This window comes from Telluria sp. B2 (assembly GCF_051789535.1).
GTDB lineage: Bacteria > Pseudomonadota > Gammaproteobacteria > Burkholderiales > Burkholderiaceae_D > Telluria.
This window is the reverse complement of the sequence record NZ_CP196525.1, coordinates 4,642,151-4,663,828: the sequence shown is the minus strand read 5'-3', so window position 1 is coordinate 4,663,828 and position 21,678 is coordinate 4,642,151. Positions and strand designations below refer to the sequence as shown.

Sequence of the window (21,678 nt, the reverse complement as noted above, 5' to 3'; positions counted from 1 at the left end):
GCTGGGGTACGACAGCGTGGACACAGGTGTCCACCCTACGTCATCCGGTTGCGTTCCAAGGGCTCACCCGCGCCGCCGCTTCTCCGCCAGCCGCTTGATCGCCGCCACCAGGCCCGCGTTCTGCGGCGTCTCCGGCAAACTCTCTCCCAGCTCTTCGAAGGCATGCACCGCCGTCTCCGGCAGTTCCAGCGTGCGCGTCTGCACCTGTTCCGGCATTGCCCGCGTGACCTGCACCTTCAGGCGCAGCGACGTGACCTGCCAGCCGCGTCCCTGCAGGCTGGCCTGCAGCTTCGGCAGCTGCTGCTTGAGGCGCGCCGCCACGGCCGAGCTGGGTACGGCCAGCACCAGCACCCCTTCCTGGAACGAGAGCACGTCGCAGTTGCCGGCCATGGCCGGCAGGGCCATGCCGACGTCGCGCTGCAGGTCGGCCATGCGCATGGCGGTCGGCAGCAGCCGCGCCATGCGCTCGTTGGAGCGCAGGAAATCGGTCGCTTCGAACGAAGTCGGGCGGTTGCGGGTGCCGTAGATATGCATGAGGACGCTGTGTGGAGCAGGTGACGATCAGTGCGCAACATACCATAGACTGCGCACAGCGTGCACACCGGGCGCACGGCGCGCGGCGAACGCGTGCAAAGCGATGCAATTTGATAACATTCTTTCTGGCACCAGTCTTGTTATCCGGCCGATAAGCCCCAAGTGTGGCCGCATCGCATGATAAAATCAGTCGCTTTTTGCCTTGGGCGGTCTTCGATGGGTATCTTTTTGATAACATCCCTGGCTCTTTTTGCGGCGTCTTTATAAGAAACTTAGCATGTCATTCCTGACCCAGATTTTCGGCAGCCGAAACCAGCGGCTGCTCAAGCAATATCAAAAAACCGTGCGTCAGATCAACGCGCTCGAGCCGCAGATGGAAAAGCTCTCGGACGCCGAGCTTCAGGCAAAGACCCCGGAATTCAAGTCGCGCATCGCCGCCGGCGAGACGCTTGACGCCATCCTGCCCGAAGCCTTCGCCGTCTGCCGCGAAGCCGCCAAGCGCGTGCTGAAGATGCGTCACTTCGATGTGCAGCTGATCGGCGGCATGGTCATCCACGAGGGCAAGATTGCCGAGATGGGCACCGGTGAGGGCAAGACCCTGATGGCAACCCTGCCGGTCTACCTGAATGGCCTGTCGGGCAAGGGCGTGCACGTCATTACCGTCAACGACTACCTGGCCCAGCGCGACGCCGATTCGATGGGCCGCCTGTACGGCTGGCTCGGCCTGACCACGGGCGTGAACCTGTCGCAGATGCCGCACGACACCAAGCAGCAGGCCTACGGCTCGGACATCACCTACGGCACGAACAATGAATTCGGCTTCGACTACCTGCGCGACAACATGGTCTACGACGCGCGCGAGCGCGTGCAGCGCGGCCTGAACTTCGCCGTGGTCGACGAGGTCGACTCGATCCTGATCGACGAAGCGCGTACCCCGCTGATCATTTCCGGCCAGGCCGAGAACCACACCGACCTGTACTACCGCATGAACGAGGTGCCGCCGCAGCTGACCCTGCAGATCGGCGAGGAAACCCCGGACGGCAAGGGCCAGATCGAAGTCCCGGGCGACTACACCAAGGACGAAAAGGCGCACACCGTGCTGCTGACCGAAGCCGGTCACGAGAAGGCCGAGGCCATCCTCACGAAGATGGGCCTGCTGCCGGAAGGCGCCTCGCTGTACGACGCCGCCAACATCACGCTGATCCACCACCTGTACGCGGCGCTGCGCGCCCACGTGCTGTACCACAAGGACCAGCACTACGTGGTGCAGAACGGCGAAGTCACCATCGTCGACGAATTCACCGGCCGCCTGATGACGGGCCGCCGCTGGTCCGACGGCCTGCACCAGGCAGTCGAAGCCAAGGAAGGCGTGCGCATCCAGAACGAGAACCAGACCCTGGCCTCGATCACCTTCCAGAACTACTTCCGCATGTACACCAAGCTGTCCGGCATGACCGGCACCGCCGACACGGAAGCCTACGAATTCCAGGAAATCTACGGTCTCGAGACCGTGGTGATCCCGCCGAACAAGCCGTCCCAGCGCAAGGATCGCCAGGACCAGGTGTATAAATCGGCGCAGGAAAAGTACAACGCGATGTTGAACGACATCCGCGACTGCTACGAGCGCGGCCAGCCGGTACTGGTGGGTACGACCTCGATCGAGAACTCGGAACTGCTTTCCAGCATCCTGACCAAGGCAGGCCTGCCGCACAATGTGCTGAACGCGAAACAGCACGCCCGTGAAGCGGAAATCATCGCCCAGGCCGGCCGTCCGAAGATGATCACCATCGCGACCAACATGGCCGGCCGCGGTACCGACATCGTCCTGGGCGGCAACGTCGAGAAGCAAATCCAGATCATCGAGGCCGATTCGTCCCTGAGCGAAGCCGACAAGGCGGCGCAATCGCAAAAGCTGCGCGACGAATGGCAGTCGCTGCACGACCACGTGGTGAACGCCGGCGGCCTGCATATCATCGGCACCGAGCGCCACGAGTCGCGCCGCGTCGACAACCAGCTGCGCGGCCGTTCGGGCCGCCAGGGCGACCCGGGCTCCTCGCGCTTCTACCTGTGCCTGGACGACCCGCTGCTGCGCATCTTCGCCGGCGACCGCGTGCGCGCCATCATGGAGCGCCTGAAGATGCCGGAAGGCGAGCCGATCGAGGCGGGCATCGTGACCCGCTCCATCGAGACCGCCCAGCGCAAGGTCGAAGCCCGCAACTTCGACATCCGCAAGCAGCTGCTCGAATACGACGACGTCGCCAACGACCAGCGCAAGGTGATCTACACCCAGCGTAACGAACTGCTGGAAGCGGCCGACATCTCCGAGCTGATCGCCTCCCTGCGTACCGGCGTGTTCACCGACGTGGTGCGCAGCTACGTGCCGGCCGAGTCGGTCGAGGAACAGTGGGACATCAAGTCGCTGGAGTCCGTGCTGGCGTCCGAATGGGCCCTGAACGTGCCGCTGCAGCAGATGCTGGTGGACGAGCCGAACCTGAACGACGACGACATCCTGGAAAAGGTGCTGGCCGCGGCCGACGAGTCGTACAACGCCAAGGTCGCCATCGTCGGCAAGGAATCCTTCGGCGGCTTCGAGCGCAACGTCATGCTGCAGAGCGTCGACACCCACTGGCGCGAGCACCTGGCGGCGCTGGACCACCTGCGCCAGGGCATCCACCTGCGCGGCTACGCCCAGAAGAACCCGAAGCAGGAGTACAAGCGCGAAGCCTTCGAGCTGTTCGGCAGCATGCTGGACCAGATCAAGAACGAAGTGATCCGCACCGTCATGACCGTGCGCATCCAGACCCGCGAGGAAGTCGAGGCGGCGGAAGCGGCCATGGCGGCCCAGGCGGCCCACCTGGAAAACATCAACTTCCAGCATGCCGACTTCAATCCGTCGGCCGCGCCGGAAGAACTGCTGGCCCCCAGCCCGACCGGCACCTCCGCGGCGCCGGTGGCGGCCGAAGACCACAACACCTACATGGGCGTGAAGGTCGGCCGCAACGATCCTTGCCCTTGCGGCAGCGGCAAGAAGTTCAAGCAGTGCCACGGCAAGCTGGCATAAGGCTGCTCAATACAACCGGAAAGGCGTCCCGCGGGACGCCTTTTTTTATGTTTCCTGTTGAGGACCATCTTTCGTGGGGCAAGGATGCAGGGATCCCCAGGGTGGGGCGGCTTATGGGAACAGGCGTAAAAAAGCCCGCCGGGCGCGGGCCGGGCGGGCTGGTCAGTGGGCGATTACCAGGCCATCTTGTTCCAGGTATTGTCCCCGACGAACGCCGGGGCGCGGCGGCTGGTCTTAGCGGCCCGGGAACGGGTCGGTGGCCTGGTGTGCCGTGCCGGCCTGTTCGGCCATGAAACGGTCCGGGGCGGCGAAGAAGGCTTCCCACTGCGCCGCCACGTTGTCCAGTGCAAAGCGCGGATCCGGTCCCACCACCGGGCCGCCCTCGGCCGACCAGCGCCTGACGGTATCGGTCACCAGGGCCGGGTCGTTCGCATCGAGCGGCGGGTTGGCCGGGACGAGGATTTCACGGGCAGAGCCGAAATCATGCGCCAGCACCGGCGTGCCCACGGCATTCGCTTCCGCATACACCAGGCCGAAGGTTTCGGCTTGCTTGCGCTGGGGGTAGAAGACGCAGAGTGCATCCTTGACATGTTCCATCAGGGCCGCTTGCGGCAGCGATCCGAGCTTGACGATGCCCGGCGCATCCAGCAGCGCAGGATCCGCATGCTTGTAGCCGGGATCGGCAACGTAGAGCTTCATCCTCGGGTCGGCCGCATGCACGGCGCGGAAGGCCTGGACGACCTGGTCGAGGCCCTTGTGCGGCGAACTGAGCGAGATGAGCTTGTGGGGATCCCGGTTCACCTGCGCCGGACGCACGCAGGCCTCGGAAAGCGGATTGTATTGATACAGCACGCCGCCACGGCCGAGCATGCCTCCCAGCATCCGGTTGAGCGGAAAGCGGCGGATGTAGTCGCGCGTGTGCTGTGCATGGGTGCGGGACACGCAGATGATGCCGATCCGGTGGGTCAGGTATTCCGACCAGCCGAAGCGGACCTCGTCCTTCAGGTAATTGTGCAGCCATACCCACAGCCGGGCCGACGAATGCCGCGCGATGCGGCGCAGCAGGCGCGTCTTCTGGACCAGCACCACGTGCTGGGCGTCGCGCACCGCGTCTTCGAGGCCGGCGAGCGGCAGGAAGCGCAGGCTGGCGCTGTCGATTGACGGCTGCTCGCGGTTGTGCTGGACCACGGTCACGTCGTGGGTCTGCGCCAGTGCCTGCGCGACCCGGATGACGCTGGCTTCGGTGCCGCCCAGCCCGCGGGTGCGCAGCACCTCGCTGTCATAAGGGCGGGGGCACTTCGCGTCGACAAACGTGATCTTCATGTTGAGAGGAAAAATGTCGATGATCGCATGCCAGGCCTCGCAAGGCTAGTTTTCGGCGGACTTGCCGGCCCGGCTGCCAATGCTGCACGCCTTGCGGCCTGCCGGCAGTACAATATTGGATTCGTAATCTTTCCATAGAGACCACCATGGCCGTGAATTCCCCCCTGCCCGTCGCCGCCGACCTGAAACCGGTTGCCGGTATCGAGATCGGTTTTGCCGAAGCCGGCATCAAGAAGCCCAACCGCAAGGACCTGCTGGTCATGAAGCTGGCCGATGGCGCCACCGTCGCCGGCGTGTTCACCAAGAATCGTTTCTGCGCCGCGCCGGTCCAGGTGAGCAAGGCCAACCTGGCGGCCGTGACCGCCGGCGGCGCACCGATCCGCGCGCTGGTTGTGAACACCGGCAACGCCAACGCCGGCACCGGCGAAACCGGCCTGGCCAACGCCCAGGCCACCTGCGCCGAAGTGGCGAAACTGCTCGGCTGCGAGGCCCAGCAGGTGCTGCCGTTCTCGACCGGCGTGATCCTCGAGCCGCTGCCGGTCCAGAAGATCGTCGCCGGCCTGCCGGCCGCGGTGGCGAACCTGAAGGCGGACAACTGGTTCAACGCCGCCGAAGCGATCATGACCACCGACACCCAGCCGAAGGCGGCTTCGCGTACGGTCACCATCGGCGGCCATGCCGTCACCATGACCGGCATCAGCAAGGGCGCCGGCATGATCAAGCCGAACATGGCGACCATGCTGGGCTACCTGGCCTTCGACGCGAAAGTGGCGCAGCCGGTACTCGACGAGCTGGTGAAATACGCGGCCGACCGTTCCTTCAACTCGATCACCATCGACGGCGACACCTCGACCAACGACTCCTTCATGCTGATCGCCACCGGCGCCGGCAGCCTGGAAGTCAACGCGGCCAGCGGCGCGGAGTACGAGGCGCTGCGCGATGCGGTCACCGACATCTCGCGCAACCTGGCCCAGCAGATCATCCGCGACGGCGAAGGCGCGACCAAGTTCATCACCATCACGGTGGAAGAGGGCCGCGACCTGGAAGAGTGCCGCAAGATCGCCTACGCGATCGCCCACTCGCCGCTGGTGAAGACCGCCTTCTTTGCCTCGGACCCGAACCTGGGCCGCATCCTGGCAGCGGTCGGCTATGCCGGCGTGGACGACCTCGACGTGACCAAGCTCGACCTCTACCTGGACGACGTCTGGGTCGCCAAGGCGGGCGGCCGCAACCCGGACTACCAGGAAGCGGACGGCCAGCGCGTGATGAAGCAGGCCGAGATCACGGTCCGCGTGAAGCTGGCGCGCGGCGACGCCAGCGCCACCGTCTGGACCTGCGACCTGTCGCACGACTACGTCAGCATCAACGCGGACTACCGTTCGTAAGCCGCCGATGACGCCGCTCGAACAGTTTCTGCACCGCGCCGAAGCGCTGATGACGCGGCTCGAGGCGGTGCTGCCGCCACCCGTGCCGCGCGAACCGGACTGGAAGCGCAGCTTCGCCTTCCGCTGGCGCCGGCGCGCCGGCGGGGTGGGTGGATCCGGGAATTTCCTGCAGCCGGTGGCGCACGCCTCGACCATCCGCTTCGAGGATTTGCAGCACGTGGACGCCCAGAAGCGCCAGCTGGAGCAGAACACGCTCCAGTTCGTGCAGCGCCGCCCGGCGAATAATGTGCTGCTCACCGGCGCGCGCGGCACCGGCAAGTCCTCCCTGATCAAGGCCTGCCTGAACGGCTTTGCCGACCAGGGCCTGCGCCTGATCGAGGTCGACAAGGCCGATCTCGCCGACCTGCCCGACATCGTCGACCTGGTGGCGAGCCGCCCGGAACGCTTCGTGATCTTCTGCGACGACCTCTCGTTCGAGGAAGGGGAGGCCGGTTACAAGGCGCTCAAGGTGGCGCTGGACGGCAGCGTGGCCGCGCAGTCGGACAATGTACTGATCTACGCCACCTCGAACCGGCGCCACCTGATGCCGGAAAAAATGTCCGACAACGCCGGCTATACCCATGGCGAGGACGGCGACCTGCATCCGGGCGAGACGGTCGAAGAGAAGATCTCGCTCTCCGAGCGCTTCGGGCTGTGGCTGTCCTTCTATCCCTTCCGCCAGGACGATTACCTCGGCATCGTGGCGCACTGGCTGGCCAGTTTCGGCTGCACGCCGGAGCAGATCGAGGCGGCGCGGCCGCTGGCGCTGCAATGGGCGCTGGGACGCGGCTCGCGCTCGGGACGGGTGGCGTGGCAGTTCGCAAAGGATTACGCCGGCAAGCTGCCTTCATAGGGGTTTCGTAGGGTGGACACCTGTGTCCACGCGGTGCACCTCATGAAAATCGAACACGTGTTTGCATGATGTCGTACGAACATCGCAGATGCGGGGTGCTGCTACTTCGTCAAGCGTCTCGATACCATTGCCGTGCCATACCGCGTGGACACAGGTGTCCACCCTACAACCCCGTGTATCGTTCAATAACTTCAGCCTGAGCCCATGCGCCCAGGTTATCCTCGCGCACGATTTTCTATCGGCTGCACGCAACAGCCGTGATTCGCTACGCCCCAGCCTGGCGTACAATATCGGGTTTTCCGGACGGGACAATCGAATGCAGGAAGCGAAGGCCAAGCCGATCGACGTGGCGGTCGGGATCGTGATGCGCCCGAACGGCGACGTGCTGCTGGGCCAGCGTCCGGCGGGCAAGCCGTATGCCGGTTATTGGGAATTCCCAGGCGGCAAGGTCGAGCCGGGCGAAGCCATCTTTGCCGCCCTGCAGCGCGAATTCGTCGAGGAACTGGGCGTCGAGATCATCAGCGCCGAAGCATGGTGCTGCGTCGAGCACGTCTACGAGCACGCTCACGTGCGGCTTCACTTTTATATCAGCCGCGACTGGTGCGGCGAACCGCAAAGCCTGGAAGGCCAGGCCTTTGCGTGGCAAGGGGCAGTCGGCGTTACCCCGCTGCTGCCCGCAACCATCCCCTTGCTCGAGTGGCTCGATCAGCTGCGCTACGCAAGGTAAAAAAGCAGTCAACCAATCTGTTGAAGGACTCCTGTGAAAATCATCGTCTTGGGTAGTGGTGTCATCGGCACCACCACGGCGTATTACCTGGCCCAGGCAGGGCACGACGTCACCGTCATCGACCGCCAGCCGGGCGCCGGCATGGAAACGAGTTACGGCAACGCCGGCGAGATCTCGCCCGGCTACGCCTCCCCGTGGGCCGGCCCGGGCGTGCCTGCGAAGGCCGTGAAATGGCTGATGATGCAGCACAGCCCGCTCGTGGTGCGTCCGCAGCTCGACATGGCGCAATGGCGCTGGATGCTGTCGATGCTGGCCAACTGCAATCACAAGAGCTACCAGATCAACAAGGGCCGCATGGTGCGCCTGGCCGAGTACAGCCGCGACGTGCTGGTCCAGCTGCGCAAGGACACCGGCATCGCCTACGACGAGCGCAGCCAGGGCACCCTGCAGCTGTTCCGCACCCAGAAGCAGCTCGATGGCGCCGCCACCGACATCGCCGTGCTCGAGCAGTATGGCGTGCCGTATAAAGTGCTGGACCCGGCCGGCTGCGAACTCTACGAACCGGCGCTGGCCAAGGTACGCGGCAAGTTCGTCGGCGGCCTGCTGTTGCCGAACGACGAGACCGGCGACTGCTTCAAGTTCACCCAGAAGCTGGCTGAAATGGCCAAGGCGCTGGGCGTGAAATTCCGCCACGGCGTCGAGATCAAGCGCCTGTCCACCGAGGGTGACCGCATCACCGGCGTGGTCACCTCGCAGGGCGAACTGAAGGCCGATTCCTTCGTGATGGCGCTGGGCAGCTATTCGCCCTTCATCCTGAAGCAGATCGGCATCAAGATCCCGGTCTATCCGGTCAAGGGCTATTCGATCACCGTGCCGATCACGGACGCCTCGGGCGCGCCGGAATCGACCGTGATGGACGAGACCTTCAAGGTCGCGATCACGCGCCTGGGCGAGCGCATCCGCGTCGGCGGCACCGCCGAACTGGCGGGCTTCGACCTGCGCCTGCACCAGGCGCGCCGCGACACCCTGGAGCACTCGGTCACCGACCTGTTCCCACAGGGCGGCGACGTCTCGAAGGCCGAGTTCTGGTGCGGCCTGCGTCCGATGACCCCGGACGGCACCCCGGTCGTCGGCCCGACCCCGTTCCGCAACCTGTTCCTGAACACCGGCCACGGCACCCTGGGCTGGACCATGGCCTGCGGCTCGGGCCGCGTCCTGGCCGACATCGTCTCGGGCCGCCAGCCGGAGATCGGCCTGGAAGGCTTGTTCATGGACCGCTACGGCAGCGTCAACAAGCCGGTGCAGGTGCCGGGCGGAATCGTCGTTACGGCATAAGAAGCCCGGAACGGCGACCCGTAGGGTGGGCACTCCGTGCCCACGCGTTACGGGCGCCTCCTTGCACCATTGGCCGCGACAATTCGCCCGCCAACGCCAAGCGAAGCCGGATGGCATGAGTTAACGGTTTTCGGAAGCTTTGCGGGCGACAGGTTTCCGCTGACGACTGCGGACACGTGCGTAACGCGTGGGCACGGCGTGCCCACCCTACGTTATCTCGGCGGTGGTTGTCGTCGTCCCGCACGGCGCCGTTCGCGCCAGCGTTTCCAGCGTTCCTTCGCGCGCTCGCACTTGTACTCCAGGTAACTTCCCAGCGCATCACAGCCACACTCGCCCGCACATTGACCAATGCCGCGCGCGGCGCTCTTGCCGCTGCAGGGCAGGTCGGGCAGGCAGCCCGTGTCGCAGTCGCAAGGTACGCAATCGCCGCGCTGGTGGTAGAGCACTGGATTGCGCACCAGGATGCGGCTGCGGTAGGTGTCCCCGCACAGCCGCAGCCGGCGCCGCAGCAGCGCCAGCCCGGTCCACAGGCCGAAGCGTTCGATGACGCGATAACCGTGGGCCGAGCAGCTGTCGCACCCGGTCGCACAGCGATAGGCGCAGTTGAATCCTTTATGCGGGGAGAGATGGCGCTGGTAGCCGCGGATCGCAGACAGGGCTATCCCGACAAGCAATCCGGAGCGCCGCGCCAAGCTCAGTGCTGGTCGTCGAGCGGGTTATCTTGCGCCTCGTTCGGCGCGGAGCCCGGGATGGTGTATTTCTCTTCGGCCCAGGCGCCCAGGTCGATCTGCTTGCAGCGTTCCGAGCAGAACGGGCGATACTTGTTCGCTGGCGTCCATTCGACTTTCTTGCCGCAGGTGGGGCAGGCTACAACGGTCATGGCAATACGTATAAAGCGTTAGAAGTTACAGAGCGTCAGCTCGAAGGGCACGTCTTCTTCCAGCGATTTCGGCTTGAGGTCGCCGTCCTGGGTGGTGAAGCGTACCCACAGCATGTACTTGTTGGCCGAAATTTCCGGAATCGCGCCCAGCGATTCGTCCAGTCCCAGACGCAGCATGTGGTAGATCTTGCCTTGCAGCATCTGCTGGTAGTTGCCGCCGACGGCGATCATCTTGGTCGGCCGGCCCGAGTCGCGCAACAGGCGCAGCACCAGGGCGAGGGCGTCGAACAGGGGGGCGAGCGGGCCGAACCAGGCCATGATGTCGGCATGGCGCTGCTCCGCCGGGCGTTTCTGCCAGGCGTAGTATGAGGGTAAATCAAATTCGCAGGCGCCGCCGGGGATGATCGTGCGCCCGCGGATGCTCATCAGCCATTCGTTTTCACGCACGTTCTGGCCGGTCCTGCCCTGGGCACTGCCCAGGGCGCTGCTGACCTGGTCGAGCTCGGCGAGCACGGCATCCAGGGCTTCCGGGGCTACATTGGGATTGCTGCGGTAGGCCAGCAGGCTCTGCTTCTGGCGCTCGAGTTCCTGCAGGAGATCGGACTTCAGGTCGGCGCGGCCGGCCACTTCCAGCATGTCGAAGATCGTCGCGAGGGCGACGTGGTGCTGCATCGGGTGTTCCTGGTGCACAAAGAACTTGAACTTCTCGTACAGGTCTTCCAGCCGTAACAACGTGCGAATCCGCTCGTTGAAAGGATATTCGTAGACGATCAAAGTGACATTCCTCTGAATGTGGGCTGGCAAGCAACTTCGTGATTCTGAACCATGCGACGCAAAATTACAAATCCCGGATTGCAGAACTTGCCATGCGGCGGGCTTCGTCGATGTAAAACGCATGCAGGCGCTCGACCTGGGGCCGCAGGGCGTCCAGTCCGTCGTCGTTGACGACCACGTCGTCGGCCGCCGCCAGGCGCTGTTCACGCGTGACCTGGGCCGCCATGATGGCGCGCACCTGCTCCTCGCTCAGGCCGTTCCTTGCCATGACGCGCGCCACCTGCATCGCTTCCGGACAATCGATGGCCAGCACCCGCGTGACGCGCCCGACCCAGGTGCCGGACTCGATCAGCAGGGGCACGACGAAGATGACATACGGACCGCTGGCGATCGCCGCGGCGGCCGCGGTCGCCTCGCGGATGCGCGGATGCAGGATGCCTTCGAGCCTGGCGCGCGCGCCGGAGTCGGAAAACACCAGCTGGCGCATCTTCGCGCGGTCGAGCGCGCCCTCGGGCGTGGCGAAGTCCGCGCCGAATTCGGCCAGCAGGGCGGGCATGGCGGCGCCCTGCGGCGCGGTGAGCGCGTGGGCGATCTGGTCGGTGTCGACGATCGACGCGCCGAGCGCGCCGAACATGTCGGCCACGGTCGTCTTGCCGCAGCCGATGCCGCCGGTCAAGCCGACCGAAAAGGGGGAGGGGGGCGCCGCTTCCATGGGATCAGGCGACGAAGCCCTGGAACACGGAGCCGATCTGCTCGCCCCAGAGCAGGGCGATCAGGCCGGCGGCCGCCAGGTAGGGGCCGAAGGGAATCGGGTTGTCGCGTCCGCGCCTGGCGAACACGATCAGGCTGATGCCGACGATCGCCCCGACCACCGAGGACAGCAGGATGATGGTCGGCAGCATCGCCCAGCCAAGCCAGGCACCCAGCGCGGCGAGCAGCTTGAAGTCGCCGTAGCCCATGCCTTCCTTGCCCGTGACCAGCTTGAACAGCCAGTACACGGCCCACAGCACCAGGTAGCCGGCCGCCGCGCCGATCACGGCGTCGCGCAGCGGCACGAAGGTGCCGTCGATGTTGATGATCAGGCCTGCCCACAGCAGCGGATAGGTCAGGTCGTCCGGCAGCAGCTTGGTGTCGTAGTCGATGAAGGTCATCGCGATCAGCAGGTAGGCGAACAGCAGGGCGCCCAGGCCGGCCCAGCCGGAACCGAAGGTCCAGACCAGCAGGGCTGACAGGAGGCCGGTGACCAGCTCGACCGCCGGGTAGCGCGGCGAAATCGGCGCCTTGCACTTGCGGCACTTGCCGCCGAGGACGAGCCAGCTCACGACCGGGATGTTTTCCAGCGCCGTGATCTGGTGGCCGCAGTGCGGGCAGGCCGAGCGGGGCACCATCAGGTTGTAGCGGTCGGTATGGGGCAGTTCCTTGCCGCTCTCGTGCGCCACGTAGTTGTCGGATTCGCGCTGCATCATCTTCGGAATGCGGTGGATGACCACGTTCAGGAAGCTGCCGATCAACAGGCCGAACAGGGCCGCGACGAGGGTGGGGACTAGCGAGGCGGGGGCGGCAAAGAGAAGAGTGTCCAAAGGCTGGCTTCCGTGAAATCGAGATAGTTCCGTAGATCAACCTATTTTAGGGTGTTTCCGGCGTTTTGGCGAAGGCGCCGTGCATCGTGCGCTCATTCCGCCGCCCGGTTGTGGCGTGCAGGGCTCAGGGCGCCTTCGGCGCCGCCGGTGCGGGCGCTGCCAAGCGGAGTCAGGCTGCGCCCTATAAGAACCTATCTCAGCAGGCCGGAGTCGCTGCTGGCGCGCCTGGCAAGCGGGGGCTGCGTTGCTCGTCGTTGCATGGCTCGCCATGCGGCCTCCTCGCGCCTTGCCCGCGCTCGCCAGGCATCGCCATCCGCTTCCCCCTGCCTACTGAGATAGGTTCTAAAATGCGGAAGCACAGTATTACACCGGAAAACCGACATGAAAATATCCCAACGCGCCCAGGCGGTCGATCCCTTCTTCGCCATGGAATTCGGCAAGCATGCCGCCGCGCTCGAAGCACAAGGCCATCACGTGATCAAGCTCAGCCTGGGAGAGCCCGACTTCGGTCCGCCTCCCGCCGTGCTGGAGGCGGCGCGCATGGCGGTCGACGGTCCCTTGCCCTACACCGGGGCGCTCGGCACCGCGGCCCTGCGCGAGGCCATCGCCGGCTTCTACCTGCGCGAGCATGGCGTCACGATCTCGCCGCACCGCATCGTCGTCACCGCCGGGGCCTCGGCGGCGCTGCTGCTGGTCACCGCGGCGCTGGTCGACGCCGGCGACGAAGTGATCGTGGGCGACCCGTCCTACCCCTGCAACCGCCAGTTCCTCAGCAGCTTCGGCGCACGGGTGAAGCTGGTCGCGACCGACGCCGCCAGCCGTTTCCAGCTCAGCAGCGACAGCGTGCGCGCCAACTGGACGGCCGATACGCGCGGCCTGATGATCGCCACGCCCTCGAACCCGACCGGCACCTCGGTGCCGCCCGACGAACTGCGCGCGATCTGCGAATGGGCGCGCGAGCACGGCGCCTGGCGCATCGTCGATGAGATCTACCTGAACCTGGGCGACCGCGACGGCGCCGGCCGGCCGCCGCAGACGGTGCTGGCCGTCGATGATGGCGCCATCGTCATCAACAGCTTCTCGAAGTATTTCGGGATGACCGGCTGGCGTCTCGGCTGGGCCGTCGTGCCGGAGGCGCTGGTGCCGACCATGGAACGCCTGGCCCAGAACTACTACATCTGCGCGTCGACCCTGTCGCAGCAGGCGGCGCTGGCCTGCTTCACGCCGGCGTCGCTGGCCGTGTGCGAAGAGCGGCGCGTCGAGTTCGCCCGGCGCCGGGCGCTGGTGCTCGAGGGGCTCGCCGGCATCGGCCTGCCGGTTCCGGTCCCGCCGGACGGCGCCTTCTACGTTTATTTCGATGTGAGCGGGACGGGCCTGAGCTCATGGGAGTTCTGTGAACGCGTGCTGCAGGAAACCCACGTGGCGCTCACGCCCGGCAAGGATTTCGGGCATTGCGGAGCGGACCAGTACGTGCGCCTGTCGTACGCCGCCAGCGCCGAAAGCCTGCAGGAGGCGATCCGGCGCCTGGGCGGCTTCATGGCGCGCCTGAAGGGCGAGTCCGTCTAGGGCACGCAAGCGGATCCGGACACGGCTGTTCCGGATCCGGCAGGAGGCGCCGACGCGTGACGTACGCCGCCAACGCGACCTAGTCGCGGTTTGGCCACTCGGCAGTGGACGCCGTCCTCGATTTCCCGCCGCCTCCCGGCCAAGCGCGTAGTATCGACAGGCAGGCCAGCAAATGGAGGCAGGCATGTTCGACTCCGCAGTCCTCGACACCGTCATCGGCGTGGTCTTCGTGGTGATCCTGTTCAGTACCGTTTGCGCGGCCGTGCGCGAATCGGTCGATTCGCTGCTCAAGACCCGCGCCTCCTACCTCGAATACGGCATCCGCGAGCTGCTGAACGACAAGAGCGCCGGCGGGCTGGTCACGCAGCTCTACACCCATCCCGTGGTGGCCGGGCTGTTCGCCGGCGACTACAAGCCGGCCGAAGCGAGCGCGCGCTCGATGTTTTCCTGGGGACGGCGCAACCTGCCTTCCTATATTCCCGCAAAAAACTTCGCCTCGGCCCTGATCGACATCGCCGTGCGCGGGCAGGTCGGGGGTGACCCGCCGTCCAAGGCCCCCGGCAAGATCGACCTCGACACGATCAAGGACAGCGTCGGGAAGATCGAGAACCCCAGGGTCGCGCGCGTGCTGCTCAACGCCATCGACCTGGCCGAGGGCGACCTCAACCGGGCGCTGGCGAACGTCGAGGCCTGGTTCGACAGCGGCATGGACCGGGTCTCCGGCTGGTACAAGCGGCTGAGCTCGCGGATCATCTTCGGCATCGCCCTTGTGCTGGCGGTGTTCCTGAACGTCGACCTGATCCGGGTCAGCAGGGAGCTGTACAACGACGACGCCCAGCGCGCCATGGTCCTGGCCTATGCCCAGAGCGCCATGCCCGACCAAACCATGCTCACCGACCGGAAGAAAGCCTTCGACAGGCTGAGTAGCAAGACCTTCCCGGTCGGTTGGGGCGGCAAGACGCTCGCGCAGGCCTGGGACGAGGCCGGTGTCCAGAACCTGGCCGGCTGGCTGTTCACGGCCTTTGCCGCAACCCTGGGCGCTCCCTTCTGGTTCGACGTCCTGAACAAGGTCATGGTCATCCGCGCAACCGTCAAGCCGCACGAGAAAAGCAGGGAAGAGCGTTCCCAGGACAACAACTGAGGACGCCATCGCAACCACGAACGAAGCGATGTGTCGAATCGATGGAGGCGAGGATGAGCAACGCTGACGCGGCAAAGATCCAGCAGGCGCTGGTGCTGGCCGGGTTCTTCCCGGAGTGGTCGATGGCGTCTGGGGCCGGCGCACCATTGCGGCCGTGCGCGAGTTCCAGGAAAGCGAAGGCCTGCTGGTAGACGGCATCGTCGGACCGCGGACCATGGCCAGGCTGTTTCGCGGCGACCTGCCGCGGATGGAGTCGCCGCTGCTGCCGTGGATGGCGCAGGCCCGGAGCCTGCTGGGCACGAAGGAGGTGGCCGGCGCCGGCAGCAACCGCGCCATCCTGCTATGGGCCGACAATCTCGACCTGCACTAACCGGGCGACGACGTGCCCTGGTGCGGCCTGCTCGTGGCGCACTGCATGGGCTCGTCGATGCAGGACGAAATCCTGCCGAACGATCCGCTCGGGGCACGCCAGTGGCTCAACTTCGTGATGGTGTTCTGGCGCGAGAAGCGCGACGGCGCCAAGGGCCGCGTCGGCTTCTACAGCGGCGAGTCCAGCGACGCCTACCGCATCCTCGGCGGCAACCAGAGCGACAGCGTGTCGCTGGCGTGGGTCGCCAAGGAACGCCTGCCCAAGGCGCGCTGGCCGCGCACCGCCGCGTCGCTGGGCGGCGGCACGGCGATCGTCGAGGTCGAACGGAGCGCGGAGATGTCGACGGCGGAGGCCCAGGCATACCCGTCCCGCCCGGGAGCGAAGCTGTCGTTCGTTGCCCGCCAACGTGACAATGCCGGGCAGGCGATCAGGCGGCCCTGGCGACGGGCCGGGCAGCCAGCGTCCGGTCGATCAGTTCGATCCAGTGGCTGACCGGCAGCTCGGTGCCGCCCTGGATGTGGCTCATGCAGCCAATGTTGGCCGAGACGATCTCCTGTGCACCCGTGGCTTCCAGGTTCGCCACCTTGCGCTCGCGAAGCTGGTGCGACAGCTCGGGCTGCAGCACCGAATAGGTGCCGGCCGAGCCGCAGCACAGGTGGCTGTCCTGGCACAGCTTGACGTCGACACCCGCCAGCCCCAGCAGGCGTTCCACGGTGCCGCGGATCTTCTGGCCGTGCTGCAGGGTGCACGGCGGATGGTAGGCCACGCGCGGGCCCTGGCGCCCTGCCAGGAGCGGGCCCAGTTCCGGTTCGAAGCGCGCCAGTACTTCCGACAGATCGAGGGTCAGCGCCGAGATGCGCGCCGCTTTTTCCGCATAGGCCGGGTCGTGGGCCAGCAGGTGGCCGTAATCCTTGACCATCACGCCGCAGCCCGAGGCCGTCATCAGGATGGCCTCGACCGCCGCGCCGCCGCCATCCACGCCCTCGATATACGGCCACCAGGCGTCGATGTTGCGGCGCATGTCGGCCAGCGCCGCCTCCTGTTCGTCGAGGTGGTGGCGCAGCGCGCCGCAGCAGCCGGCCTTGGGCGCCGCCACCAGCTGCACGCCGAGGGTGTCGAGCACGCGTGCGGTCGCGGCGTTGATGTTCGGCGCCATCGCCGGCTGCACGCAGCCGTCCAGCACCAGCATGCGGCGCGCGTGCGAACGCGTGGGCCAGGCGGTGGCGGCGGCAGGCCGTGTCACTTTCTGGCGCAGCGCTGCCGGGAGCAGCGGACGCAGGGCCTGGCCGGCCTTCATGGCGGGCGAGAAGATCCAGCGTCGCGGCAGCAGCTCGGCCAGCGCCGCGCGGGCGGCGCGCTGGCGCAGCGGCCGCGCGACCTGGCGGTCGACCACCTTGCGGCCGATGTCGAGCAGGCGCCCGTATTGCACGCCCGACGGGCAGGTGCTTTCGCAATTGCGGCAGGTGAGGCAGCGGTCCAGGTGCTGCTGGGTCTTGGCGGTGGCCGGATGGCCTTCCAGCACCTGCTTGATCAGGTAGATGCGGCCGCGCGGGCCATCGAGCTCGTCGCCCAGCAGTTGATAGGTCGGACAGGTGGCCGTGCAAAACCCGCAGTGCACGCAGCTGCGGAGGATGGCATCGGCCTGGTCGCCTTCGGCACTGCCCTTGATGAAATCGGCAAGATTGGTTTGCATGATGGAACTCGTTAGAACTCGTTGTACATACGGGCGCGGTTGAAAATGCCGGCCGGATCGAAGCTTTCTTTCAGGCGCTGGTGGACGCGCGCGAGTGCAGGCTGCAGGGGAGCGAAGACGCCCGACCGCTTGTCGCCGCCGCGGAACAGGGTCGCATGGCCGCCGCGCTCAAGCGCCGCCGCACGGATCGCAGCGCCGTCCAGGCCGGCCTCGTTGCGCAGCCAGCGCTGGCCGCCGCCCCACTCGATCAGCTGGCGGCCCGGCAGGGCCAGCGGTGCGGAAGTCGTCGGCAGCGCCAGGCGCCACAGGCCGCCGGCCGTCTCGCCGGCGCCTGCGAAGAAATCGGTGCGCTGTTCGCGCAGGTCTTGCCAGAACCGGTCGGCCTCAGGCATGGTCTCGCCGCCCAGCTCGCGCGTGGCGGCGCTGACCGCCGCATTCGCGCCCGACAGGCGCAGCGCCAGCCGCCCGTCCTGCCAGGCGCTGGACGAGACCGGCAGCGCGCGGCCGCTCCAGGTATTCAGTTTCTCGAGCGCCTGCTGCTCGCCGAGCTCGAAGACCAGGGTGGTTTCGCACACCGGGCGCGGCAGCACCTTGAGCGAGACCTCGGCCACCAGTCCCAGTGTGCCGAGGGAACCGGCCATCAGGCGCGACACGTCGTAGCCGGCCACGTTCTTCATCACCTGGCCGCCGAAGCGCAGCAGCTCGCCGCGCCCGTCGACCAGGTGGACGCCGAGCACGAAGTCGCGCAGGGCGCCGGCGCCCTGGCGGCGCGGACCGGACAGGCCGCTGGCGACCATGCCGCCGACGGTGGCGTCGGGCCCGAAGTGGGGCGGCTCGAAGGCGAGCATCTGGTTCCGGCTCGCCAATGTCTCTTCGAGTTCGGCCAGTGGCGTGCCGCAGCGCGCAGTCACCACCAGTTCGGACGGCTCGTAGTCGACGATGCCGCGGTAGGCGCGGGTATCGAACACCTCGCCTTCGGCGGCGCCGCCGTACCAGTCCTTGCTGCCGCCGCCGCGCAGGCGCAGCGGCGTGCGCGCGGCATGGGCCGCCGCGATGCGCTCTCGGAGTTCCTGAAGTACCTGTTCCATTCTTTGTACCTTCAAATTAAATTGAAGCGGCTAACAAACCCTAGGGCAAGGCGCATCGTCGAAGACAGTACGAACGTACGGCGAGACGATGCAACGCTGCCATAGGGTTTGGTTAGCCGCTTCAGAAGCGCGGCAGGTCCGCGAAGCGGGTGAGGCCGGCAGTAACGTGCATCTTGCCGAACTCGGCGCAGCGGTTCAGCGTCGGGATGGCCTTGTCGGGGTTGAGCAGGCGCTGCGGGTCGAAGGCGCGCTTAACGGCGTGGAAGGCTTCCAGCTCGGCGTGTGAGAACTGCACGCACATCGAATTGATCTTCTCGATACCGACCCCGTGCTCGCCGGTAATCGTCCCGCCGACTTCCACGCACAGGGCCAGGATCGCCGCGCCGAATTCCTCGGCGCGTTCGAATTCGCCCGGCTTGTTCGCATCGAACAGGATCAGCGGGTGCATGTTGCCGTCGCCGGCATGGAACACGTTGGCGCAGCGCAGGCCGTAGACGGTTTCCATCTGCTCGATGCTGGTCAGGACATGGGCCAGGTGCTTGCGCGGGATGGTGCCATCCATGCAGTAGTAGTCGGGCGAAATGCGTCCCGCTGCCGGGAAGGCGTTCTTGCGTCCGGACCAGAAGCGCAGGCGCTCGGCCTCGTTCTGCGACACCGCGATGGCGCTGGCGCCGGCCGCCTGCAGCACTTCCGACATGCGCTCGATCTCTTCGGCCACTTCCAGCGCGGTACCGTCGGCCTCGCACAGCAGGATGGCGGCCGCGTCGGTGTCGTAGCCGGCCTTCACGAAGGGCTCGACCATGCGCGAGGAGGTGCGGTCCATCATCTCCAGGCCGGCCGGGATGATGCCGGCCGCGATCACGCTGGCAACTGCGTTGCCGCCGGTGACCACGTCGTCGAAGGAAGCCATGATCACCTGGGCCGCCGCCGGTTTCGGCACCAGCTTGACGGTCACTTCGGTGACTACGCCCAGCATCCCTTCGGAGCCGATGAACAGCGCCAGCAGGTCGAGGCCGGGCGCATCCGGCGCCTCGCTGCCCAGCTCGACGACATCGCCGTCGATGGTGACGACGCGCACGCGCAGCACGTTGTGCACGGTCAGGCCGTATTTGAGGCAGTGCACGCCGCCGGAGTTCTCGGCCACGTTGCCGCCGATGCTGCAGGCGATCTGGGACGAGGGATCGGGCGCGTAGTAGAGGCCGTGGGGCGCGGCCGCCTCGGAGATGGCGAGGTTGCGCACGCCAGGCTGGACGACGGCGGTGCGCGAGTAGGCATCGACGCGCACGATCTTGTTCAGCTTGGCGGTCGACAGCACGAGTCCGTCCGCGATCGGCATCGCCCCGCCCGAGAGGCCGGTGCCGGCGCCGCGCGGCACGATCGGCACCTGCAGCGCGCGGCAGACCGCCAGCACGTCGATGACCTGCTGCTCGGTTTCCGGCAGGGCCACGACCATCGGCAACTGGCGGTAGGCCGACAGGCCGTCGCATTCATAGGGGCGGGTGTCTTCGGTGTCGGCGAGCACACAACGCGCCGGCAGCACCCGCCGCAGGGCCTCCGCGACCTGGCGGCGCCGGGCCGCCAGCTTGTCGGTATCGAGGGACATCTTCATGCTGTTTCCTTACAGTGATGCTGCGCTTACTTGACCAGCGCGGTGAACGGATAGACGTAGGCCTGCAAAGTCACGAGGATGCCGACCAGGCAGGCCAGCGCGATCGAATGGAAGAACACGTAGCGCAGGATGTCGCCTTCGTGGCCATACCACTTGGTCGCGGTGGAGGCCACCACGATCGACTGGGCATCGATCATCTTGCCCATCACGCCGCCCGAGGAGTTGGCCGCCGCCATCAGCACCGGGTCCAGGCCCAGCTGGGTTGCGGAGGTTTTCTGCAGGCCGCCGAACAGCACGTTCGACGCGGTGTCGGAGCCGGTGAGGGCCACGCCGAGCCAGCCGAGCAGGGTGCCGAAGAAGGGGTAGAGCACGCCGGTGTGCGAGAACGCCAGGCCGAGCGTCGAGTCAAGGCCGGCGTAGCGGCTGGTGTAGCCGAGCGCCAGCATGGCCGCGATGGTCAGCAGCGAGTAGCGCAGCAGTTTGATGGTGTCCCAGTAGACGGCGAACAGGTTGCGCACCTTGTAGCCCATGACGAAACCCGAAATGATGGAGGCGATCAGGATGCCGGTGCCGGTGGCCGACAGCCAGTTCAGGGTGTAGACCGCCTTTTCCGCCTCGGGCGCGGTCGCCACCGGCGGCATCTTCTGCACCATCAGGTGCAGGGAAGGCCACTCGAACTTGAAGACCGACAGGCCATCGAGCATTTTCTTCCACTCGGGCACGCCCCACAGGAAGACCAGCACCGACAGGATCAGCCAGGGCAGCCAGGCCTTGAACACGGCGCTGCGCGAGTGGTGGGTCACGGCGACCGACTCGGTCGCGGCGGCGTGCTGGCTGCCGGTGAACTTGCCGGCGGCGTTGGTCCAGATCGTGGCCGGCTTCCAGACCTTGAGGAACAGGGTGAGGAACAGCATCGACGAGATCGAGGCGCCGACGTCGACCAGCCATGGGCCGTGGAAGTTCGAGATCAGGTATTGCGGAATGGCGAAGGCGGCGCCGCCGACCAGGATGGCAGGCCAGATCGCGGCCATGCCGGCAAAGCCGCAGAAAGCCCAGACCAGCCAGAACGGCACGATGATCGAGAAGAAGGGCAGCTGGCGTCCGACCATGCCCGACAGTTCCAGCAGGTCGAGGCCGGTGACGCCGGCCAGCGCGATCAGCGGCGAGCCCAGCGCGCCGAAGGCGACCGGCGCGGTGTTGGCGATCAGCGACAGGCCGGAAGCGGCCAGCGGCGCGAAGCCCAGGCCGATCAGCATCGCGCCGGTGACGGCAACGGGCGTGCCGAAGCCGCCCGCGCCCTCGAAGAAGGCGCCGAACGAAAACGCCACCAGCACCAGTTGCAGGCGGCGGTCGGTGGTGATGGTGGTGATCGACTCGCGCAGCACCTTGAAGTAACCCGCGCGCTCGGTCAGCTGGTACAGGAAAATCACGTTCAGGATGATCCAGCCGATCGGCAGCAGGCCGTTCGCGGCGCCGTACAGGGCGGCCGAGACCGCGGTATTGGCGGGCATCGAGTAGGCGAAGATGGCCACCGTGAGCGCGGCCGCGAGGCCGAGCAGGGCGGCGATATGCGCCTTGATATGAAAGAAAGCGAGCGCCGCCAACATGACGACAACGGGAATCGCCGCCGCCAGTGTCGAGAGCACGGCATTGCTCAGCGGGTCATACGTTTGGCTCCACATACTTCTAGGTCTCCTCAGAAAGTCATTTGGCCAGCCCT

Annotated in this window: 20 protein-coding genes; 9 read left to right on the top strand and 11 right to left on the bottom strand. The window is 66.4% G+C overall.

Translation table 11 applies throughout. The annotated features are described in order from the left end of the window. Window positions 1-63: 63 nt before the first annotated feature. Window positions 64-534: a DciA family protein gene (locus tag ACSUZJ_RS20580; RefSeq protein WP_499411288.1), complete on the bottom strand. Its 471-nt coding sequence runs from the start codon at window positions 532-534 to the stop codon at window positions 64-66. Window positions 535-811: 277 nt separating this feature from the next. On the opposite strand from ACSUZJ_RS20580, the gene secA reads away from it, so the two are divergent. Next, window positions 812-3,595: a preprotein translocase subunit SecA gene (gene secA / locus ACSUZJ_RS20575; RefSeq protein ID WP_499411286.1), complete on the top strand. Its 2,784-nt coding sequence runs from the start codon at window positions 812-814 to the stop codon at window positions 3,593-3,595. A 234-nt stretch (window positions 3,596-3,829) separates the two neighbouring features. Here the strand turns inward: secA and ACSUZJ_RS20570 are convergent, their stop codons facing one another. Further along, window positions 3,830-4,918 (bottom strand): glycosyltransferase, encoded by a 1,089-nt coding sequence (locus tag ACSUZJ_RS20570; RefSeq protein ID WP_499411284.1) that lies wholly within the window; start codon window positions 4,916-4,918, stop codon window positions 3,830-3,832. A gap of 146 nt (window positions 4,919-5,064) precedes the next feature. Here ACSUZJ_RS20570 and argJ point away from each other — a divergent pair, with 146 nt between their 5' ends. The 4 genes from argJ to ACSUZJ_RS20550 all read left to right on the top strand — a co-directional run bounded on the left by argJ (window position 5,065) and on the right by ACSUZJ_RS20550 (window position 9,257). After that, entirely contained in the window at window positions 5,065-6,303 is a 1,239-nt protein-coding gene (gene argJ / locus ACSUZJ_RS20565) for a bifunctional glutamate N-acetyltransferase/amino-acid acetyltransferase ArgJ (RefSeq protein ID WP_499411282.1), read from the top strand. A 7-nt stretch (window positions 6,304-6,310) separates the two neighbouring features. Then, window positions 6,311-7,195 (top strand): ATP-binding protein, encoded by an 885-nt coding sequence (locus ACSUZJ_RS20560; RefSeq protein ID WP_499411280.1) that lies wholly within the window; start codon window positions 6,311-6,313, stop codon window positions 7,193-7,195. A gap of 316 nt (window positions 7,196-7,511) precedes the next feature. Then, window positions 7,512-7,922 (top strand): NUDIX domain-containing protein, encoded by a 411-nt coding sequence (locus tag ACSUZJ_RS20555; RefSeq protein ID WP_499411278.1) that lies wholly within the window; start codon window positions 7,512-7,514, stop codon window positions 7,920-7,922. A 33-nt stretch (window positions 7,923-7,955) separates the two neighbouring features. After that, on the top strand, window positions 7,956-9,257 hold the full coding sequence (locus ACSUZJ_RS20550) for a D-amino acid dehydrogenase (RefSeq protein WP_499411276.1): 1,302 nt from the start codon (window positions 7,956-7,958) through the stop codon (window positions 9,255-9,257). Between the two features lie 212 nt (window positions 9,258-9,469). On the opposite strand, the gene yidD is transcribed toward ACSUZJ_RS20550, so the two are convergent. The 5 genes from yidD to ACSUZJ_RS20525 all read right to left on the bottom strand — a co-directional run bounded on the left by yidD (window position 9,470) and on the right by ACSUZJ_RS20525 (window position 12,491). Next, window positions 9,470-9,949 carry a membrane protein insertion efficiency factor YidD gene (gene yidD, locus ACSUZJ_RS20545; RefSeq protein ID WP_499411274.1) on the bottom strand — a complete coding sequence of 160 codons (480 nt, stop codon included), beginning with the start codon at window positions 9,947-9,949 and terminating at the stop codon, window positions 9,470-9,472. Between the two features lie 2 nt (window positions 9,950-9,951). After that, on the bottom strand, window positions 9,952-10,137 hold the full coding sequence (gene yacG / locus ACSUZJ_RS20540; protein ID WP_499411272.1) for a DNA gyrase inhibitor YacG: 186 nt from the start codon (window positions 10,135-10,137) through the stop codon (window positions 9,952-9,954). An 18-nt stretch (window positions 10,138-10,155) separates the two neighbouring features. Next, entirely contained in the window at window positions 10,156-10,911 is a 756-nt protein-coding gene (zapD, locus tag ACSUZJ_RS20535) for a cell division protein ZapD (RefSeq protein WP_499411270.1), read from the bottom strand. 64 nt (window positions 10,912-10,975) lie between these two features. Continuing rightward, on the bottom strand, window positions 10,976-11,623 hold the full coding sequence (gene coaE / locus ACSUZJ_RS20530) for a dephospho-CoA kinase (protein ID WP_499411268.1): 648 nt from the start codon (window positions 11,621-11,623) through the stop codon (window positions 10,976-10,978). A gap of 4 nt (window positions 11,624-11,627) precedes the next feature. Beyond that, a complete protein-coding gene (locus ACSUZJ_RS20525; RefSeq protein ID WP_499411266.1) occupies window positions 11,628-12,491 on the bottom strand; it encodes a prepilin peptidase in 864 nt (287 codons plus the stop codon). 381 nt (window positions 12,492-12,872) lie between these two features. Here ACSUZJ_RS20525 and ACSUZJ_RS20520 point away from each other — a divergent pair, with 381 nt between their 5' ends. The 4 genes from ACSUZJ_RS20520 to ACSUZJ_RS20505 all read left to right on the top strand — a co-directional run bounded on the left by ACSUZJ_RS20520 (window position 12,873) and on the right by ACSUZJ_RS20505 (window position 16,060). Beyond that, a complete protein-coding gene (locus tag ACSUZJ_RS20520) occupies window positions 12,873-14,057 on the top strand; it encodes a pyridoxal phosphate-dependent aminotransferase (RefSeq protein ID WP_499411264.1) in 1,185 nt (394 codons plus the stop codon). 184 nt (window positions 14,058-14,241) lie between these two features. After that, window positions 14,242-15,198: a hypothetical protein gene (locus ACSUZJ_RS20515; protein ID WP_499411262.1), complete on the top strand. Its 957-nt coding sequence runs from the start codon at window positions 14,242-14,244 to the stop codon at window positions 15,196-15,198. A gap of 115 nt (window positions 15,199-15,313) precedes the next feature. Next, a complete protein-coding gene (locus ACSUZJ_RS20510; protein ID WP_499411260.1) occupies window positions 15,314-15,568 on the top strand; it encodes a peptidoglycan-binding domain-containing protein in 255 nt (84 codons plus the stop codon). 45 nt (window positions 15,569-15,613) lie between these two features. Further along, complete coding sequence (locus ACSUZJ_RS20505; RefSeq protein ID WP_499411258.1) at window positions 15,614-16,060, top strand: C40 family peptidase; 447 nt, start codon at window positions 15,614-15,616, stop codon at window positions 16,058-16,060. On the opposite strand, the gene glcF is transcribed toward ACSUZJ_RS20505, so the two are convergent. The 4 genes from glcF to ACSUZJ_RS20485 all read right to left on the bottom strand — a co-directional run bounded on the left by glcF (window position 15,996) and on the right by ACSUZJ_RS20485 (window position 21,640). Next, window positions 15,996-17,261 (bottom strand): glycolate oxidase subunit GlcF, encoded by a 1,266-nt coding sequence (gene glcF / locus ACSUZJ_RS20500; RefSeq protein ID WP_499411256.1) that lies wholly within the window; start codon window positions 17,259-17,261, stop codon window positions 15,996-15,998. The genes ACSUZJ_RS20505 and glcF overlap by 65 nt on opposite strands. 11 nt (window positions 17,262-17,272) lie before the next feature. Continuing rightward, complete coding sequence (gene glcE, locus ACSUZJ_RS20495) at window positions 17,273-18,349, bottom strand: glycolate oxidase subunit GlcE (protein ID WP_499411254.1); 1,077 nt, start codon at window positions 18,347-18,349, stop codon at window positions 17,273-17,275. A gap of 121 nt (window positions 18,350-18,470) precedes the next feature. Beyond that, window positions 18,471-19,958, bottom strand: coding sequence for an FAD-linked oxidase C-terminal domain-containing protein (locus ACSUZJ_RS20490; protein ID WP_499411252.1), 1,488 nt, complete (start codon window positions 19,956-19,958; stop codon window positions 18,471-18,473). A gap of 26 nt (window positions 19,959-19,984) precedes the next feature. Next, window positions 19,985-21,640: an L-lactate permease gene (locus tag ACSUZJ_RS20485; RefSeq protein ID WP_499411250.1), complete on the bottom strand. Its 1,656-nt coding sequence runs from the start codon at window positions 21,638-21,640 to the stop codon at window positions 19,985-19,987. Window positions 21,641-21,678 lie beyond the last annotated feature (38 nt).

Bases quoted from the DNA above. Each gene is read 5' to 3' on its own strand.
- secA (WP_499411286.1), top strand. From the start codon at position 812: ATGTCATTCCTGACCCAGATTTTCGGCAGCCGAAACCAGCGGCTGCTC.
- argJ (WP_499411282.1), top strand. From the start codon at position 5,065: ATGGCCGTGAATTCCCCCCTGCCCGTCGCCGCCGACCTGAAACCGGTT.
- ACSUZJ_RS20515 (WP_499411262.1), top strand. From the start codon at position 14,242: ATGTTCGACTCCGCAGTCCTCGACACCGTCATCGGCGTGGTCTTCGTG.
- ACSUZJ_RS20560 (WP_499411280.1), top strand. From the start codon at position 6,311: ATGACGCCGCTCGAACAGTTTCTGCACCGCGCCGAAGCGCTGATGACG.
- ACSUZJ_RS20555 (WP_499411278.1), top strand. From the start codon at position 7,512: ATGCAGGAAGCGAAGGCCAAGCCGATCGACGTGGCGGTCGGGATCGTG.
- glcE (WP_499411254.1), bottom strand. From the start codon at position 18,349: ATGGAACAGGTACTTCAGGAACTCCGAGAGCGCATCGCGGCGGCCCAT.
- ACSUZJ_RS20570 (WP_499411284.1), bottom strand. From the start codon at position 4,918: ATGAAGATCACGTTTGTCGACGCGAAGTGCCCCCGCCCTTATGACAGC.
- yacG (WP_499411272.1), bottom strand. From the start codon at position 10,137: ATGACCGTTGTAGCCTGCCCCACCTGCGGCAAGAAAGTCGAATGGACG.
- ACSUZJ_RS20490 (WP_499411252.1), bottom strand. From the start codon at position 19,958: ATGAAGATGTCCCTCGATACCGACAAGCTGGCGGCCCGGCGCCGCCAG.
- ACSUZJ_RS20520 (WP_499411264.1), top strand. From the start codon at position 12,873: ATGAAAATATCCCAACGCGCCCAGGCGGTCGATCCCTTCTTCGCCATG.
- ACSUZJ_RS20485 (WP_499411250.1), bottom strand. From the start codon at position 21,640: ATGTGGAGCCAAACGTATGACCCGCTGAGCAATGCCGTGCTCTCGACA.
- ACSUZJ_RS20580 (WP_499411288.1), bottom strand. From the start codon at position 534: ATGCATATCTACGGCACCCGCAACCGCCCGACTTCGTTCGAAGCGACC.
- coaE (WP_499411268.1), bottom strand. From the start codon at position 11,623: ATGGAAGCGGCGCCCCCCTCCCCCTTTTCGGTCGGCTTGACCGGCGGC.
- ACSUZJ_RS20505 (WP_499411258.1), top strand. From the start codon at position 15,614: ATGGGCTCGTCGATGCAGGACGAAATCCTGCCGAACGATCCGCTCGGG.
- glcF (WP_499411256.1), bottom strand. From the start codon at position 17,261: ATGCAAACCAATCTTGCCGATTTCATCAAGGGCAGTGCCGAAGGCGAC.